The sequence below is a fragment of the Caulobacter sp. BK020 genome (assembly GCF_004342605.1).
Lineage (GTDB): Bacteria > Pseudomonadota > Alphaproteobacteria > Caulobacterales > Caulobacteraceae > Caulobacter.
The window spans coordinates 30027-44729 of record NZ_SLZL01000012.1; the positions used below are offsets into that span (position 1 = coordinate 30027).

At 68.8% G+C, this 14703-nt stretch carries 14 protein-coding genes and 1 tRNA gene; 8 read left to right on the top strand and 7 right to left on the bottom strand.

Annotated features, from left to right (window positions below; all coding sequences use genetic code 11):
* The first annotated feature begins 21 nt into the window (after positions 1 to 21).
* Both EV278_RS15605 and spt read left to right on the top strand, forming a co-directional pair.
* A complete protein-coding gene (locus EV278_RS15605; protein WP_132093594.1) occupies positions 22 to 273 on the top strand; it encodes an acyl carrier protein in 252 nt (83 codons plus the stop codon).
* A 3-nt stretch (positions 274 to 276) separates the two neighbouring features.
* On the top strand, positions 277 to 1494 hold the full coding sequence (gene spt, locus EV278_RS15610) for a serine palmitoyltransferase (RefSeq protein ID WP_132093310.1): 1218 nt from the start codon (positions 277 to 279) through the stop codon (positions 1492 to 1494).
* A 133-nt stretch (positions 1495 to 1627) separates the two neighbouring features.
* Here spt and EV278_RS15615 read toward each other — a convergent pair whose 3' ends face one another.
* From EV278_RS15615 to EV278_RS15625, 3 genes are read right to left on the bottom strand one after another with little or no spacing between them, the layout of a single operon-like run.
* A complete protein-coding gene (locus EV278_RS15615; RefSeq protein ID WP_132093597.1) occupies positions 1628 to 2551 on the bottom strand; it encodes a hypothetical protein in 924 nt (307 codons plus the stop codon).
* Positions 2552 to 2559: 8 nt separating this feature from the next.
* Entirely contained in the window at positions 2560 to 3486 is a 927-nt protein-coding gene (locus EV278_RS15620; RefSeq protein ID WP_243692209.1) for a diacylglycerol kinase family protein, read from the bottom strand.
* On the bottom strand, positions 3486 to 4544 hold the full coding sequence (locus EV278_RS15625) for a CDP-alcohol phosphatidyltransferase family protein (RefSeq protein ID WP_243692216.1): 1059 nt from the start codon (positions 4542 to 4544) through the stop codon (positions 3486 to 3488). Before EV278_RS15625 ends, EV278_RS15620 begins: the two co-directional genes overlap by 1 nt.
* 156 nt (positions 4545 to 4700) lie before the next feature.
* On the opposite strand from EV278_RS15625, the gene EV278_RS15630 reads away from it, so the two are divergent.
* The 6 genes from EV278_RS15630 to EV278_RS15655 all read left to right on the top strand — a co-directional run bounded on the left by EV278_RS15630 (position 4701) and on the right by EV278_RS15655 (position 10365).
* Positions 4701 to 5609 (top strand): metallophosphoesterase, encoded by a 909-nt coding sequence (locus EV278_RS15630; protein WP_132093316.1) that lies wholly within the window; start codon positions 4701 to 4703, stop codon positions 5607 to 5609.
* 110 nt (positions 5610 to 5719) lie between these two features.
* On the top strand, positions 5720 to 6157 hold the full coding sequence (locus tag EV278_RS15635; protein WP_132093318.1) for an HIT family protein: 438 nt from the start codon (positions 5720 to 5722) through the stop codon (positions 6155 to 6157).
* Between the two features lie 65 nt (positions 6158 to 6222).
* A complete protein-coding gene (locus EV278_RS15640) occupies positions 6223 to 7383 on the top strand; it encodes an LptF/LptG family permease (RefSeq protein WP_243692217.1) in 1161 nt (386 codons plus the stop codon).
* Entirely contained in the window at positions 7380 to 8444 is a 1065-nt protein-coding gene (locus tag EV278_RS15645; RefSeq protein WP_132093324.1) for an LptF/LptG family permease, read from the top strand. Before EV278_RS15640 ends, EV278_RS15645 begins: the two co-directional genes overlap by 4 nt.
* On the top strand, positions 8445 to 9596 hold the full coding sequence (locus EV278_RS15650) for a dATP pyrophosphohydrolase (RefSeq protein WP_132093327.1): 1152 nt from the start codon (positions 8445 to 8447) through the stop codon (positions 9594 to 9596).
* Between the two features lie 4 nt (positions 9597 to 9600).
* On the top strand, positions 9601 to 10365 hold the full coding sequence (locus tag EV278_RS15655; protein WP_132093330.1) for an NTP transferase domain-containing protein: 765 nt from the start codon (positions 9601 to 9603) through the stop codon (positions 10363 to 10365).
* 24 nt (positions 10366 to 10389) lie between these two features.
* Here the strand turns inward: EV278_RS15655 and EV278_RS15660 are convergent, their stop codons facing one another.
* The 4 genes from EV278_RS15660 to EV278_RS15675 all read right to left on the bottom strand — a co-directional run bounded on the left by EV278_RS15660 (position 10390) and on the right by EV278_RS15675 (position 14634).
* Positions 10390 to 10830 carry a hypothetical protein gene (locus EV278_RS15660; protein WP_132093333.1) on the bottom strand — a complete coding sequence of 147 codons (441 nt, stop codon included), beginning with the start codon at positions 10828 to 10830 and terminating at the stop codon, positions 10390 to 10392.
* Positions 10831 to 11089: 259 nt separating this feature from the next.
* Positions 11090 to 13387: a TonB-dependent receptor gene (locus EV278_RS15665; protein WP_132093336.1), complete on the bottom strand. Its 2298-nt coding sequence runs from the start codon at positions 13385 to 13387 to the stop codon at positions 11090 to 11092.
* A 242-nt stretch (positions 13388 to 13629) separates the two neighbouring features.
* A complete protein-coding gene (locus tag EV278_RS15670; protein WP_132093339.1) occupies positions 13630 to 14382 on the bottom strand; it encodes a sugar phosphate nucleotidyltransferase in 753 nt (250 codons plus the stop codon).
* Positions 14383 to 14559: 177 nt separating this feature from the next.
* Positions 14560 to 14634, bottom strand: a tRNA-Gly gene (locus tag EV278_RS15675).
* Positions 14635 to 14703: the final 69 nt, after the last annotated feature.

Here is a 14703-nt window from a genome sequence, read left to right on the forward strand (position 1 = left end):
GTCGGGGATATCGTCGCGTCGATGGAAGCTGTTACGGATCTCACTTTGCGTGAAATCGGCTTGGCTACGAGCAAGGTGCTCGGGCGCTCTGTCGATGTGACTAACGACACCCATATCGGCCGCGATCTGGCCGTCGATTCCTTGGCCTTGATGAACATCATCATGGAGCTCGAAGACGCCTTCGACATCTCCATTCCTCTGGATCGCCTGGCTTCGGTGGAAACCGCCGGAGACCTGGCCTCCCTGATTAAAGACCTGCGGAATAGGGCCTAAGCCATGGGGCTGTTCGACAAGCATATCGCGTATCGCGACGCATATAACGCGATCCGGCAAGCCGGCGCCGATCCCTTCAGCGTGCGCTTCGACGCCGTCGTCTCGCCTACCGAAGGCTTGATCAACGGCAAACGCACGATCCTGCTGGGCACCAACAACTATCTGGGCCTGACCTTCGACGAGCAGGCGATCGCCTCGTCGGTCAAGGCCGTTCAGGAACGCGGCACCGGCACCACGGGCTCGCGCATCGCCAACGGCAGCTTCGAGGCCCACGTTGAGCTCGAGGAAGCCCTGGCCAAGTTCTACAAGCGCAAGCACGCCATGGTGTTCACCACCGGCTACCAGGCCAATCTGGGCGTGCTGTCGACGCTGGTCGGCCGCGGCGACCACCTGATCCTGGACGCCGACAGCCACGCCTCGATCTACGACGGCGCCCGTCTGGGCCACGCCGAGGTCATCCGCTTCCGCCACAACGATCCGGAAGACCTGTACAAGCGCCTGCGCCGCATGAAGGACGTTCCGGGCGAGCGCCTGATCGTCGTCGAAGGCATCTATTCGATGATCGGCGACACCGCGCCGCTCAAGGAAATCGCCGCCGTGAAGCGCGAGCTGGGCGGCTACCTGCTGGTCGACGAGGCCCATTCGATGGGCGTGCTGGGCGAACATGGCCGCGGCCTGGCCGAGCTGGCCGGCGTCGAGGAAGACGTCGACTTCGTGGTCGGCACCTTCTCCAAGAGCCTGGGCGCCATCGGCGGCTTCTGCGTCTCGGACATGGACGACTTCGACGTCATGCGCGTCACCTGCCGTCCGTACATGTTCACCGCCTCGCTGCCGCCGGCCGTGGTCTCCTCGACCGTGACCGCCCTGCGCCGCCTGGAGGAACAGCCCGAGCTGCGCCACAAGCTGATGGCCAACGCCCGCCGCCTGTACGACGGCCTGTCGGCCATGGGCTTCATGACCGGCCCGACCTCCAGCCCGATCGTGGCCATCACCATGCCCGACACCGAGCGCGCGATCGGCATGTGGAACGCCCTGCTGCAGAACGGCGTCTACCTGAACCTGGCCCTGCCGCCGGCCACCCCGGACAGCCGCCCCCTGCTGCGCACCAGCGTCAGCGCCGCCCACAGCTTCGAGCAGATCGACCAGGTGCTGGCGGTGTTCGCCGAGATCGGCGTCGCGATGGGCCTGATCGAAGCCCCGCTGAAGCGCGTCTCGGCCTAAGCCGAGCGTCCAGCGCCTGAATGCGAAAGGCCCGAGGGAAACCTCGGGCCTTTTCCTTTGCATTTTCCTACTCCGCTCATCCCGGCGAAAGCCGGGATGAGCGGAAGATTGGAGAGCGGCTCTCCTGAACGTCCTATCGCCTCTGCGCCTGGCGCTGTCGCCACAGTCGCCACAGCACCCCCGGAGCCGCCAGCACCGGATGGCGCTCGCGCCAGGGGGTCAGGGCCACGGGCATGCCGGTGTGGCGCTCGATCTTCCAGGCGGCGTAGCGCGCCGCCCCGTCGAAGGTGAAGGCGGCCTTGACCAGGCGGGCATAGTTCAGCGGCCGGCCCATCCGCCGGCGCAGGCGCCAGGCAGCCTGGATCCGCCGGCGCTCGGCCGAATCCAGGGCGGGCTGGACCACCCCGTCGGCCTCAAGGTCCAGCAGCCCTTCCTCGTGCCAGCAGGCGACCAGCAGGCGATGATAACGCTCGACGTCGAAAGCCAGGATCGAGCGCTCGCGCCCGCCCTTCTCGACGCGGAACTCGGCCGCGTAGGTCTCCTGGAACAGGGCCGACCAGTACGCGGCCGGCGGCCCCTCCGAAGGACCCAGGGCGGCGGCGAAGCGGGCGGCGGTGCGGGCGGCGTCAGCCACGGCCTCGACCACCTGCTCAGCGACGGCGGGGCCGGCGCTCCAGACCAGGCCGGCGGGCTGGACGAAGCGGGCCCAGATGGTGGTGTCGATCCCCTGCCCGCGCGTCGCCGCCTGGAACTGGGCCAGGGTCATGGTCGCCACCTTGGCCCGCAGCACCTGACCGTCCAGCTCCACCTCGTGATAGCTGACGTCGGGCCACAGCAGCCGGGTGGCCAGCCCCCGCAGGCCCGGACGCACGCGTTCGGTCAGGACGTAGAAATCCAGCACCCCGTCCAGGTCGCCGGTGCGCAGGATCGAGCCGTAGAACAGCACCGCCAGCGGGGCCTCGAACCGGTCCAGCAGCCGGGTCGCCAGGGCCACGGCCTGGGGCGGAGCGGGCGCCAGCAGCTCCTCGCCCACCAGGCTGGCGACGGTCCCGGCGATGGGCCCGCTCATCCCGCCAGGAACCGCAGGGTCGGTCCCAGGACCACGGTCACGCCGCCCGCGCCGTCATAGACGTCGCCATCGACGACCAGCGGCTGGTTCGTCGTGATCCGCAGCTTCTCGGCGTCGCCGCGCCGATAGCCATGGCGGCCGGACCAGGCCGACTCCTTGCCGGCCACCAGGGCCGGAAACGCGCCCGGCAGCCCCCGGGGCGGAGCGTCGACGTCCAGGAACTTCAGCCCTTCGCGCGGCGGGCCGAACGGCTTGACCCCGAACGGCAGGCGCTTGAGCGTGGTGGCCAGGACCAGGAAGCGGTCAGCGGTGCGGGTCTCCTCGCCGTCGATGGCCAGGCACAGCGGCACGCCGGCCCGCCACTGGTCGCGCTTGCCGCCCATCACGGTGCCGACCAGGGCGCCCAGCACGCTCATGGCCACGGCGATGCTGTGGAAGGCGCCGGTCTTGTGGACGGTCTGGGCCAGGCTGGTGGCGCGCACGAAGGCGCCCAGGCCGAACACGAAGCCGCGCAGGCTGGGCCGCCCGTCGTCCCAGCGCACCTCCAGCGGCGCGCGGTGCTTGATCACCGCGGTCTCGGACCGGGCGGCGGCCAGGGCCTTGGCCAGGGTCCAGTCGCGGGGCACGCCCAGGTCGATGGCCAGGACGTTGGTCTTGCCCGACGGGACCAGGGCGATCAGAGGCATCGCCTCGCCGAAGATGGTCGCCGCCCGGCTGAGCACGTCGCGGATGGTGCCGTCGCCGCCGTCGATGACCAGCATCTTCACCCCGCACTGGGCGAAGGCCTGCAGGTCCTGCTCCAGCGCCTCGGGCGTCGCCGGCTCGACCAGCAGCACCGCGTCGGGCGTCTGGCCGGGCCCGTCGGGCTCGGACCGCCCGATATTGGCGTGACTCATCGGATTGCGGACGACGCCCACTCGCATCAGCGCGACAACCAGGAAACGACGGCCCCCTTCGGAGCCGCCAGGCCTTGCAGGATCTGCACGGCGTGCACGACCAGACAGATCCCCGTCCAAACCGCCACCGCCAGGAACCCGATGTCGGGACGACCGGCCAGAACCGCAAGGGTCAGCAGGATCAGGTTGGGGTTGCGCCGGGCGGTGATCAGCCGGAAGAAGCTGTCGAACGGCCGCCAGGCGTGCATCTCGACCTTGAACAGGGCCAGGAAGATCCCCTCCTCCACCCGCTGCAGCACGTAGCCGCCGACGATGACCGCCAGGGCCAGCGCGCCATGCGGCATCGTCAGACCGACGGCCCCGACGCCGACATACCAGGCCCACCACCAGAACGGCGGATGGATCAGGTCGATGCCGTGGTCGAAGACGTTGCCCCACTTGGACGAGGTCAGGGTCACCCGCGCCAGCTTGCCGTCGACGGTGTCGAGGAAGGTCATGATCCAGGCGCAGACCAGGCCCCAGGCGTAGTGGCCGGTCCAGAACAGCCAGAAGGCCGCCAGCACCAGCAGGAAGCCGATCAGGGTCACCTGGTTGGGGGTCATCTTCGCCAGGGCGCACCAGCGGGTGACGATCCGGGCGGGCGTGGGCCAGACGTACTTGGTCACCAGATCCGTGACGCCCTTGTACGAGCCCTGGAACAGCCGCTTTTCGACCGCCACGCGGGTTTCGGGCGTCAGGCGCTCCAGCACCGGCGGCTCGCGCTTGCGCAGGGCGCTGTTGTAGGCCGAGCCCAGCTCCAGCGCGGTCAGGCGAATCGCGGCCAGGGCGGTGACGTCCTCGCCGGTGTCGAGCCGGACGATGGCTTCGCGGGCTCGGGCCGCGGGGACGTTGACGGCCACCACGCGGCCGGCCTCGTCGACCAGGGCCACGCCCGGACGGCCGGCCAGGGCCTTGATCAGCGACTCGTCGAACACCCAGCCGGCGTCGACCACCACCACGTCGCCGGCGATGAAGACGGTCTCGGGCCCGGCCTCGACCAGGCCCAGGCGACGGTAGATTCGCGACAGCCGCTCGGCGGAGGTCATCCCCCAGAGGCGGGTTTTCGCCTGGCCGACCGTGACGGCGGACGGACCGGCGGCCGCATTTGGCTGATTTTCCGCGCTCACGATAGACAACCCCTTGAAACCTGGCGCGATTGATAAGCAGCTTCGGCCCCTTCCGCCAGAATCCGTGAACCAAACTTGTCGATATTCCGCCTCGCCCACCTCTCGGACCTCCACCTGCCGCCGCCCAAGGGCGCGTTCGGCTGGCGGGACCTGCTGTCCAAGCGGCTGCTGAGCCGGATCGCCTGGCGGCGCAAGCACCGCGAGCACCGGCCCGAGGTGCTGGAGGTGGTGATCGCCGATCTCAAGGCCCACGCCCCCGACCACATCGCCATCACCGGCGACCTGACCAACTACGCGTCCCGGGCCGAGTACGAGGCGGCCCGCGTCTGGCTGGAGGCCCTGGGCCCGGCCCGTGACATCACCGTCAGCCCCGGCAACCACGACGCCCTGGTCGGCGCGCGCGACGGCGACTCGTTCGCGGCCTGGACGCCCTGGCTGGGCGACGACGGCGAGGCGATCTTCCCCCAGGTGCGGCTGCGGGACGGCGTGGCGCTGTTCAACCTGTGTTCGGCCGTGCCGACCGCCCCGCACCTGGCCACCGGCCGCCTCGGCCCGGCGCAGCTGGAGCGCCTGGACGCCCTGCTGGGCGACCCGGCCTATCGCGACGCCTTTCGCGTGCTGCTGATCCATCATCCGCCGATCCCCGGCGCGGTGGCCCGGCGCAAGTCGCTGGAAGACCAGGACGCCCTGCGCGCCCTGCTGGTCCGTCACGGCGCCGACCTGGTCCTGCACGGCCACGCCCATGAGGCGATGGTGTCGACCGCGCCCGGACCGGACGGCGCGGCGATTCCCGTGCTGGGCGTGCCCTCCGCCTCGGCCCTGGGCGAGCGCGGCCACCCGGCGGCGCGCTGGCACGGGGTCGAGATCGACCGCCAGGCCGATGGCGGGATCGAGGTCAAGCTGGTCGCCCGCGGGCTGGATCCCGCCACCGGCCAAGCCGGCGAATTGGGCCGCTACGTCCTGGTCCAGGCCTGTCGCCCGTGACGACGAAAAGGACCTGAACGGAAGCCCAGGGCGCGGATCGTGCTTCCATGGAAAAGACCGCGTCCCTATTGTAGGCGCAACGGCGGCGAACGCCCGGAGGCGAGGCCGACATGACCAATCCCACCGCAGAGACCTTCGGCTATCCGCGCACCAAGGTGGCCGAAACCGAAAGCTGGCTGATCCTGGTGCGGCCCAAGCAGCCGACCTTTGGCTCGCTGGTCCTGGTATGCAAGGAATCGGTCGAGGCCTTCTCCCAGCTGAGTCCCGCCGCCTTCGCCGACCTCAGGACGGCGACGCAGGGCGTCGAGCGGATGCTGGCCAAGGTCGTGGCCTACGAGAAGATCAACTATCTGATGCTGATGATGGTCGACAAGGACGTGCATTTCCACGTGATCCCCCGCTACGCCGGGACGCGCGAGCATGAGGGGCGCGTGTACAGCGACGCCGGATGGCCCGCCGTGCCGGCCCTGGGGTCCACGGTCGACCTGGACCTGGACGCCGCCGAGCGGCTGGCCCGGATCCTGGCCGAGGCCTGGTCCGCCGCGTGAAGAAGCCCATCCCCACGCCGCACGGCACCTCGCGCTTCCGGCTGATCGACGCCTATCTGCTGCGCATGCTGGTGTGGCCGATCGTCGGCTGCCTGGGGGTGACGGTGATCGCCCTCCTGCTGGAGCGGGTCCTGCGCCTGCTGGACGTGCTGTCGCAAAGCAGCGCCCGCTTCGGCTACGTCACCGAACTGGCCGCCAACCTGGTGCCGCATTATCTGGGCCTGGCCCTGCCGGTGGCGTTCTTCGTGGCGCTGTTCATCGTCATCACCAAGCTCAGCGACGGCTCGGAGATCGACGCCCTGCTGGCCAGCGGCCAGTCGCTCACCCGCATCGCCGCGCCGTTCGTCTATGTCGGCCTGTTCCTGATGGTCTTCAGCCTGATCGTCTTCGGCTACATGCAGCCCTACAGCCGCTACGCCTATCGGGCGGTGATGCACGAGGCGATCAACGCCGGCTGGAACGGCAAGCTGAACGGCGGCTCCTTCATCGACCAGCCCAAGCTGCTGATGACCGCCGACGGCGCCGACCCCGCGGGCCAGCAGCTGACGCGGGTGTTCATCCGCCGGATGGACGCCGCCGGGCGCGAGGAGGTGATCACCGCCGCCACCGCCGACCTGCGCTCGGCCCCTGACGGCAAGAACGTCACCATGCTGCTGCGCCGCGGCCAGCGGATCGGCCTGGACGTCCGCGGCGAATACCGCATCCTGGTGTTCGACCAGTTCACCACCAACGTCCCTCTGGCCGGCGCGGCCGCCCTGCTGCGCGACCGCGGCGGCGACGAGCGCGAGCTGACCCTGGGCGAGCTGGCCCGACAGGCCGAGAGCCCTAATCCCGTCGTGCCGCGCCCCACCCTGCTGGCCGAGCTCTACGGACGCCTGGCCCGGGCGGCGTTTCTGCCGTTCCTGCCACTGCTGGCCTTCCCGCTGGGTCTGGCCGCCAAGCGCGGCAACCGCACCCCTGGCCTGATCATCGCCGGCGTGCTGCTGCTGGCCTTCCAGCACAGCCTGCAGCTGGGCCAGAGCCTGGCCGAGTCGGGCAAGGCCATGCCGCTGGCGGCGATCGGCCTTCCGTGGCTGATCTTCACCAGCCTCAGCGTCTGGATGTTCGTCGGCAGCCGCAAGCGGCCCGGGCAGACGCCCGTCACCGACCTGATCCAGAGCTTCGGCGGCGGCATCAAGCGCTTCCGGCGGATGTTCCGGGACAAGTTCGAGCAGGCCGACGCATGAAGATCCAGCTCTATGTCCTGCGCACGGTCGGCACGCGCGTGCTCGGCGCGGCCCTGATCCTGTTCTCGATCCTGCAGATCCTCGACCTGCTGGAAGTGACCACCGACATCCTGGACCGCGGCCTGGGAACGGCCGGGGTGCTGTACTACGCCGCCCTGCGCTCGCCGCGGCTGATCGAGCAGGTCGCCCCGATCGCCACCCTGGCCGGCGGGCTGTTCGCCTTTTCGCAGCTGGCGCGCGAGAGCGCGATCATCGCCATGCGCGCCACCGGCATCTCGGCCTATCGGATCGTCGGCATGGCCCTGCCCGTGGCCCTGCTGGTCATGGCGGTCGACTTCGGCTGCGCCCAGCTGATCGCCCCGCGCACCGATCCGGTGCTGGCCGACTGGTGGCAGGCCACCACCCCGGTCGCCGACCGCAAGGTTCCCGGCCCCCGCAGCTTCCGGGCCGGCGACGACCTGGTGATCGCCGCCGGGGCTTCGGCTGACGGGGCGACGCTGAAGGCGGTCAAGGTCTATCGGCGCGACAAGGTCGGCCGGCTGATCGAACGCATCGAGGCGCCGTCGGCCACCTATGCTCGGGCCAGCGGCTGGACCCTGGTCAATCCCGTGATCGTCCGGTTCAACGGCGAGCAGGTGAACGTCACGCCCGCCGCCCGGATGAGCTGGCCCTCGCCCCTGCATCGGCAGGACGTCCAGGCCCTGTTCGCCGACAGTCCGGTGCCGACCGCCGCCACGGCCCGCCGGGCCCTGCTGAGCGGCGGCGGCGACCGTCCCAGCAGCTTCTACGAGACCCGCTTGCTGGCCGCCTTCGCCGGACCGTTCGCCTCGCTGGTGATGCTGCTGCTCAGCGCCCCCGTCGCCCTCGCCAATTTCCGCAGCGGACAGGGCGCGGTGCTGCTGACCGGCGGCCTGGCGGCCGGCCTGGTCTTCCTGGTCGTCAACGGCCTGCTGTCGGCGCTGGGCGAAGGCGGCTCGCTGTCGCCCGCCCTGGCCGTCTGGGGCGGCCCGACCATCTTCGCGGCCCTCGCGATCTACGCACTCGTCGTCCTGGAGGGCTGAATGCCGTTCGACACCACCGATTCCGACCTCACCATCGTCCCGGTCAGCTCCAAGGCCGAGCTGAGGCGGTTCATCGACCTGGCCAACCGCCTCAACGCCAAGGACCCCAACTGGGTCACACCGCTGATGTACGAGCGGATGGCGGCCCTGACGCCCAAGACCAACCCGTTCTTCCAGCATGCCGACGTGCAGATGTGGTTGGCTGTCCGCGGCGGTCGCGACGTGGGCCGGATCAGCGCCCAGATCGACCACCTGGCCACCGAGGTCGGGACCGGCAAGACCGGCAATTTCGGCATGATCGCCGCCGAGGACGACCCGGCGATCTTCAGCCTGCTGTTCCGCACCGCCGAGGACTGGCTGAAGGCCCGCGGCTGCGACCGGGCCCTGGGTCCGTTCAACCTGTCGATCAACGAGGAGGTCGGCCTGCTGGTCGACGGCTTCGACACCAAGCCGATGGTGATGATGGGCCACGACCCCCGCTACACGGCCGCGCGGGTCGAGGAGCAGGGCTACGTCAAGGCCAAGGACGTCTACGCCTATGTCTGCGATCCCCGCGCCGCTCTGCCGGCCGTGGTGGTGCGCCGCGTCAAGCGCGGCCTGCCCGAGGGCGTGACCCTGCGCCAGCTGGACATGAGCCGCTACGACGACGAGGTCAAAGCCCTGACCGAGATCCTCAACGACGCCTGGTCCGGCAACTGGGGCTTCGTGCCCACCACCGAGGCCGAGACCGCCCAGCTGGGCAAGGCGCTGAAGGACGTAATCGACAAGCGCCTGACCCTGTTCGCCGAGATCGACGGCGAGCCGGCCGGCTTCATCGTGCTGCTGCCCAACGTCAACGAGGCGATCGAGGGCCTGAACGGCAAGCTGCTGCCGTTCGGCTGGGCCAAGCTGCTGTGGCGGCTGAAGGTCAAGCGGGTCAAGTCGATCCGCATCCCGCTGATGGGCCTCAAGCGCAAGTTCGCCGACAGCCTGCGCGGCCAGGTCGTGCCGTTCCACCTGATGAACGCCGGCCGCGACGCCGGCATCGCCCTGGGTTACGACAAGTTCGAGTTCTCGTGGATTCTTGAGGACAATACGCCGATGCGCCGGATCTCCGAGGCCATGGGCGCGGAGATCTACAAGACCTACCGGATCTACGAGAAGGCGATCTAGCGCCGTGGCGGCCCCGTTCCAGGCCCTGGTGCTGGCCGGCTCGCGCGGCGGGGTCGATCCTGTCGCCGACTATGCCGGCGTCAGCCAGAAGGGCCTGATCGTCCTGGGCGGCCGGACGCTGCTGGCCCGGGTGCTGGGCGCGCTCGACCAGGCCGGGGCCGAGCGCATCGGCGTCTCGACCAACGACGCGGCCCTGGAGGCGGCCCTGGCCGACCAGACCACCCGCGCGGCGGTGTCGCGCCTGCCCTCGGCCGCCGGCCCCAGCCAGAGCGTCCACGACGGCGCCCAGGCCATGGGCACGCCGCTGCTGGTCACCACTGTCGACCACGCCCTGCTCCAGGCCGACTGGGTGACCGATTTCATGGCCGACACCCCGGCCGACGCCGACATCGCCATCCTGCTGGGCGAGGAGGCCCTGGTCCAGGCCGCCGCCCCGACCACCAAGCGCACCTACCTGGCGTTCCGCGACGGCCGCTATTCGGGCTGCAACCTGTTCTACCTGAGGACCCCGGCCAGCCTGCGGGCCATCGACCTGTGGCGCACGGTCGAAAAGCACCGCAAGCGACCGTGGAAGATCGCGGCCCTGTTCGGCCCGGTCATGCTGGTCCGCTATCTGCTGGGCCGGATGACCCTGGACGAGATGGTGGCGCGGATCGGCCGCCTGGCCGGGGTCAAGGCTGCGGCGGTCCGGGCCCGGCACGGCCTGGCGGCGGTGGACGTCGACAAGCCGGCCGACCTGGACCTGGTGCGGTCGATCGTCGAGGGTTGAGGCCCCTCGCGACGCGGCGCCGGCCTACTGGGTGGTGTCGCCGCGATAGAACACCCCCACCAAGGCGACGTAGAGCATTCCTGCGAGCGAGACGATGAACCCGAAGTCCTTCGGGATCGGGAACGGAGAGCTCGTCGGGCCCAGTGTCGCGGTCCAGATCAGGAACGCCACACACGAGATGATGATGCCCACGATCTGGGGGCCGTCGGCGTTCTGGGCGGTGCTCTTGACGCGCACGGCGATCAGGATGGCCAGACAGGCCACGGTGATCACGATCAGAATGATCAGCCGTATCGTGTCCTTTCCCTCCAAGCCCGGCAGGAGGCCGACGGCCGCGCCGTAGACGCCCAGGGCCTCGGCGGGGATGAGCTTGGCCAGCCGGGTGGCCCAGCCGTCGGCGGTGGCCCCGTTGGGGGCCTGGTCGCGGGTTTGGCCCAAGGGCAGGCCGTGGACTCTCAGTGACATAGGTCGCTCCCTCTCGTTGTGTCGATGAAGACATCTGTTTTTCGAGCAGGACGCCGACGTCGCGACTTTCCGACGCGATACTGAGCCATCCACGAGGAGCGTCCAGGCAAGAACCTGAATGAACTCGGCCTTCAACGCAATCATCGATAGAAACTTTCGTTTCTCACAACTCAGAGAGACTTCTGGCTCGCGGACGCGAAAAACCCCGCCGCCGAAGCCGGCGACGGGGTTTCAGGAGGTTCGACGAAGTCGCCGAAGACTACTTCAGCTTGGCGCTGACCGAGACGCCCACGATGCGCGGCTCATTGTAGACGGCGGCCATGTAGTTCTCGATGACGCCCTTGAGGTTCTTCTCGTTGGTGATGTTGCGGCCGAACAGGGCCACCTCGTAGGCGCCGTTTCCGCCCTCGTAGCCGAGCTTCAGCCCGCCCTCGAAGTTGCCCTTCGAGTAGAACTCGTCGGTCTTGTAGAGCACGAAGTTCGTATAGCCCTGCACGTTCCAGTCGGTGGCGACGAACAGCTTGCCGTCGGCGCCCACCGGCACGTCGTAGCGACCCGTGAAGCTGAGGTTGTACTTCGGCGCGTTGGGCAGCGGGTTGCCGTCGATCTGGGTGAAGTAGTTGGTGGCGAACGGACCGACGATCGCCTTGGTCGGGCTCTTCACGGTGCAGACCATCACGCTGTTGAGCGAGCAGACCTGGGCGTAGACGCGCTTGTCCTGGATCTCGCTGTGCAGCAGGCTGACGCCGGCCGTCAGGGTCAGGTTCTGGATCGGACGCCATTCGGCGTCGGCTTCCAGGCCGTAGGCCTTGGCCTTGTCGGCGTTGAACAGCACGCCGTTGCCGTTGGAGTCGTTGCCGTTCAGCTGGATGTCCTTGACCTCGTAGGTAAAGGCCGAGGCGTTCAGGCGCAGGGTGTTGTCCAGCAGCGTGCTCTTGAAGCCGGCTTCCCACGACAGGATCGTTTCGGAATTGGCGGTCGTGAAGTCGCTGTTGAACACCGCCGAACGGCCCTGGATGGTCGGGCCGCGGAAGCCCTTGGCCACGCGGGCGTAGAGGTTCAGATCGGGATTGACCTCGTAGTTGGCCGACAGGTCCCAGCTGACCTGCTCGTCCGACAGGCGCACGTAGCGGCGGCCGGTATAGGTGGAGACGTTGGCGACGGTGTTGGCCGTCTTGGCCAGCACCGTCTTCTTGGCGTCGTAGGTGTCGCGCAGGCCGCCGGTCACCGTCAGGGCGTCGGTCAGCTTGTAGCTGACCTGGCCGAACACCGCCCACGAGGTGTTGAGGTTGTGCAACTCGACCCAGTTGTTGGGGTTGCGGGCGGCGGTGGTGAGGAAATAGGCGCGCTGGAAGAAGTCGGTGGTGTCGCGCGAGTCGAAGTACAGCGCGCCGATCTGCCACTTCAGGCGGTCGTCGCCGTTGCTGGCCAGGCGGATTTCCTGGGTCAGCTGGTCGAGGTCGCGGACCTGGCCCATCGACTGGCCAAAGCCGTTGGGAACGCCGGCGACCGGGAAGTTGGCCGCCGCGCCGCCGTCGGTGTCGCCGCGGCTGTAGCCGCTGGTGGTCTCATAGGCGCTGATCGAGGTCAGGGTCACCGGACCGAAGTCGTAGGCGATGTTCAGCGACGCGCCTTGTGTGTCGTAGGCCTGCGGATTGTTGTTGGCCTCGTCGAAGGCGACGCTGTCGCGCGGGGCGGTCGAGCTGTTGGAGCCCTTCTTCAGCGCGCCGCGCAGGAACAGGGTCGAGGTGCCTTCGTAGTTGCGGGCGTGGGCCGAGGCCAGGACGGTCAGCTGTTCGGTCGGGGTGGCCAGCAGCTGGACCCGCACGTCCTTCTCGTCGAAGCCGCCCATGGCGTTCTTCTTCGGGGTGACGGTGCCGTCGGCGCTGGTCCCGGCGAAGGTGTTGTCGACATAGTCGTCGCGGTGCTGGTAGAGCGCCGAGACGCGGAAGGCCAGCTTGTCGGCGACGATCGGGCCGCCGATGCCGCCGTCGAAGGTGGTCGTGCCGTAGGTGCCGTAGGAGGCGCTGGCGCGGCCTTCCAGGGTCTGGGTCGGCTTGTTGGTGTCGAACTTGACGATGCCGGCGGTGGTGTTGCGGCCGAACAGCGAGCCCTGCGGGCCGCGCAGCACTTCCACCTGCTTGACGTCGAACACCGGGTTGGACTTCAGCACCACGTGCTCCAGCACGACATCGTCCTGGATGATCGACACCGGCTGCGAGGCGCCAAGGTAGAAGTCGATGTTGCCCAGGCCGCGGATGTAGAAGCGCGGGAAGATCCGGCCCGTGGTGCTCTCGGCGTAGAAGCTGGGCACCTTGCCCGACAGCGAGAGGATGTCGCTGCCGTCGGCGGTGACGGCGCGCAGCTGGTCGCCGCCGACCACGGCCACCGAGACCGGCACCTTCTGCAGATTTTCCGAACGGCGCTCGGCCGTCACGACGATCTCGTCGAGGGCGGTCGAGGACGCCTCCTGGGCGAGGGCCGCGGTCGCGAACGACAGGGCGGTGAGACCGGCGCCCAGCAGGAGCGCGCCTTTACGAGCATTGAAACGAGACATTGAACCCACCCCATCCGTGGTTGGAAAATCGGACCGACACGAGAGAATCAAAGCGCCGGTCGTTGAGTCCGCCAGCACTTGTAAGACCCCGCTTACTTCTTCGCGGGCCTGCGGCCTATAGGCATGTTGCATGACAGCGCCGTGACAGCGCCGCTTGCGGGTCGAATGGTCAGATTGTCGGCAGTCGACCGCGAGGCGTCAGCAGCGCCGGAGCCTTCCTCGCAGGGAAGAGGATTGAAGCCCTACTCGCCCGCCGCCACCCAGGCGGCCGCCAGTTCGCGGTTCTTCGGCAGGTCCTCGGGGAAGTCCATCTCGGCCCACTGCAGGCCCTCGATCGACTGGACCTGGACCACATCGTGCTCCTGGGCGATCTGGTTGATGACGCTGAGGTACCAGCGCTTGAGGCCTTCGGGCGTGCGCAGGGCCTGCTCGACGATGCGGGTGAACAGGGCCGCGCCCTCGGGGTCGAAGCGCAGGAAGCCGATCGACTCGGCGTCGTACTGGTCGATGGTCTTGCCGATGGCGCGCAGCGAAAGCCCCTCGGTCAGCACCTTCATGTCGTCGGCGTCGTAGCCGGCGGCCTTGCGGTCGATGGTGACGGTGATCGGGGCCGGCGGCGCGCCGATCAGGCGCTCGGCGATCGGCGCCTCGAACAGGGTGTCGCCGTTCAGCAGCAGGAAGTCGCCGCGCATCTCGCCCCGCGCCAGCCAGCAGGTGGCGAGGTTGTCGGTCAGGGCGTAGAACGGGTTGAACAGGGTGCGGACCGTCAGGCCCGGAATGTCGAGCCCCGCGACTTCCTTCTCGACCGTGTCGGCGGCGAAGCCGGTCACCACCACCGCCTCGGTGATCCCCGCCTCGGCCAGGTGCTTGAGCTGCCAATGCAGCACCGTGCGGCCCGAAAGCTCGACCAAGCACTTGGGGCGGGTGTCTGTCAGCGGCGACAGGCGCTTGCCCTGGCCGGCGCTGAGGATGATGGCTTTGGCCGGTTTCGCCACGGGCGTGGTCTCGTCTGTCTGGGAAAAGCAAGAGCGCGAAATAGCGACGACGGGGCGGACCAACAAGCCCGCCCCGTCGCTTCAGGGCGCCAGATATCAAGTTTCGCCGGGTCGGCGCAAGCATGGCCCCGCCCGCCCGCACGGTGCGGCGAACGTCGTTGGCTTCATCGAAGGATCTGGAGCGGGCGATGGGAATCGAACCCACGACATTCAGCTTGGGAAGCTGACGTTCTACCTCTGAACTACGCCCGCATTGGACGAATGGGCAAGCCGCGCCGTCCAAGCGCTGAGCCCGTCTAGCCGGTTCGCGCCGTCTTCTCA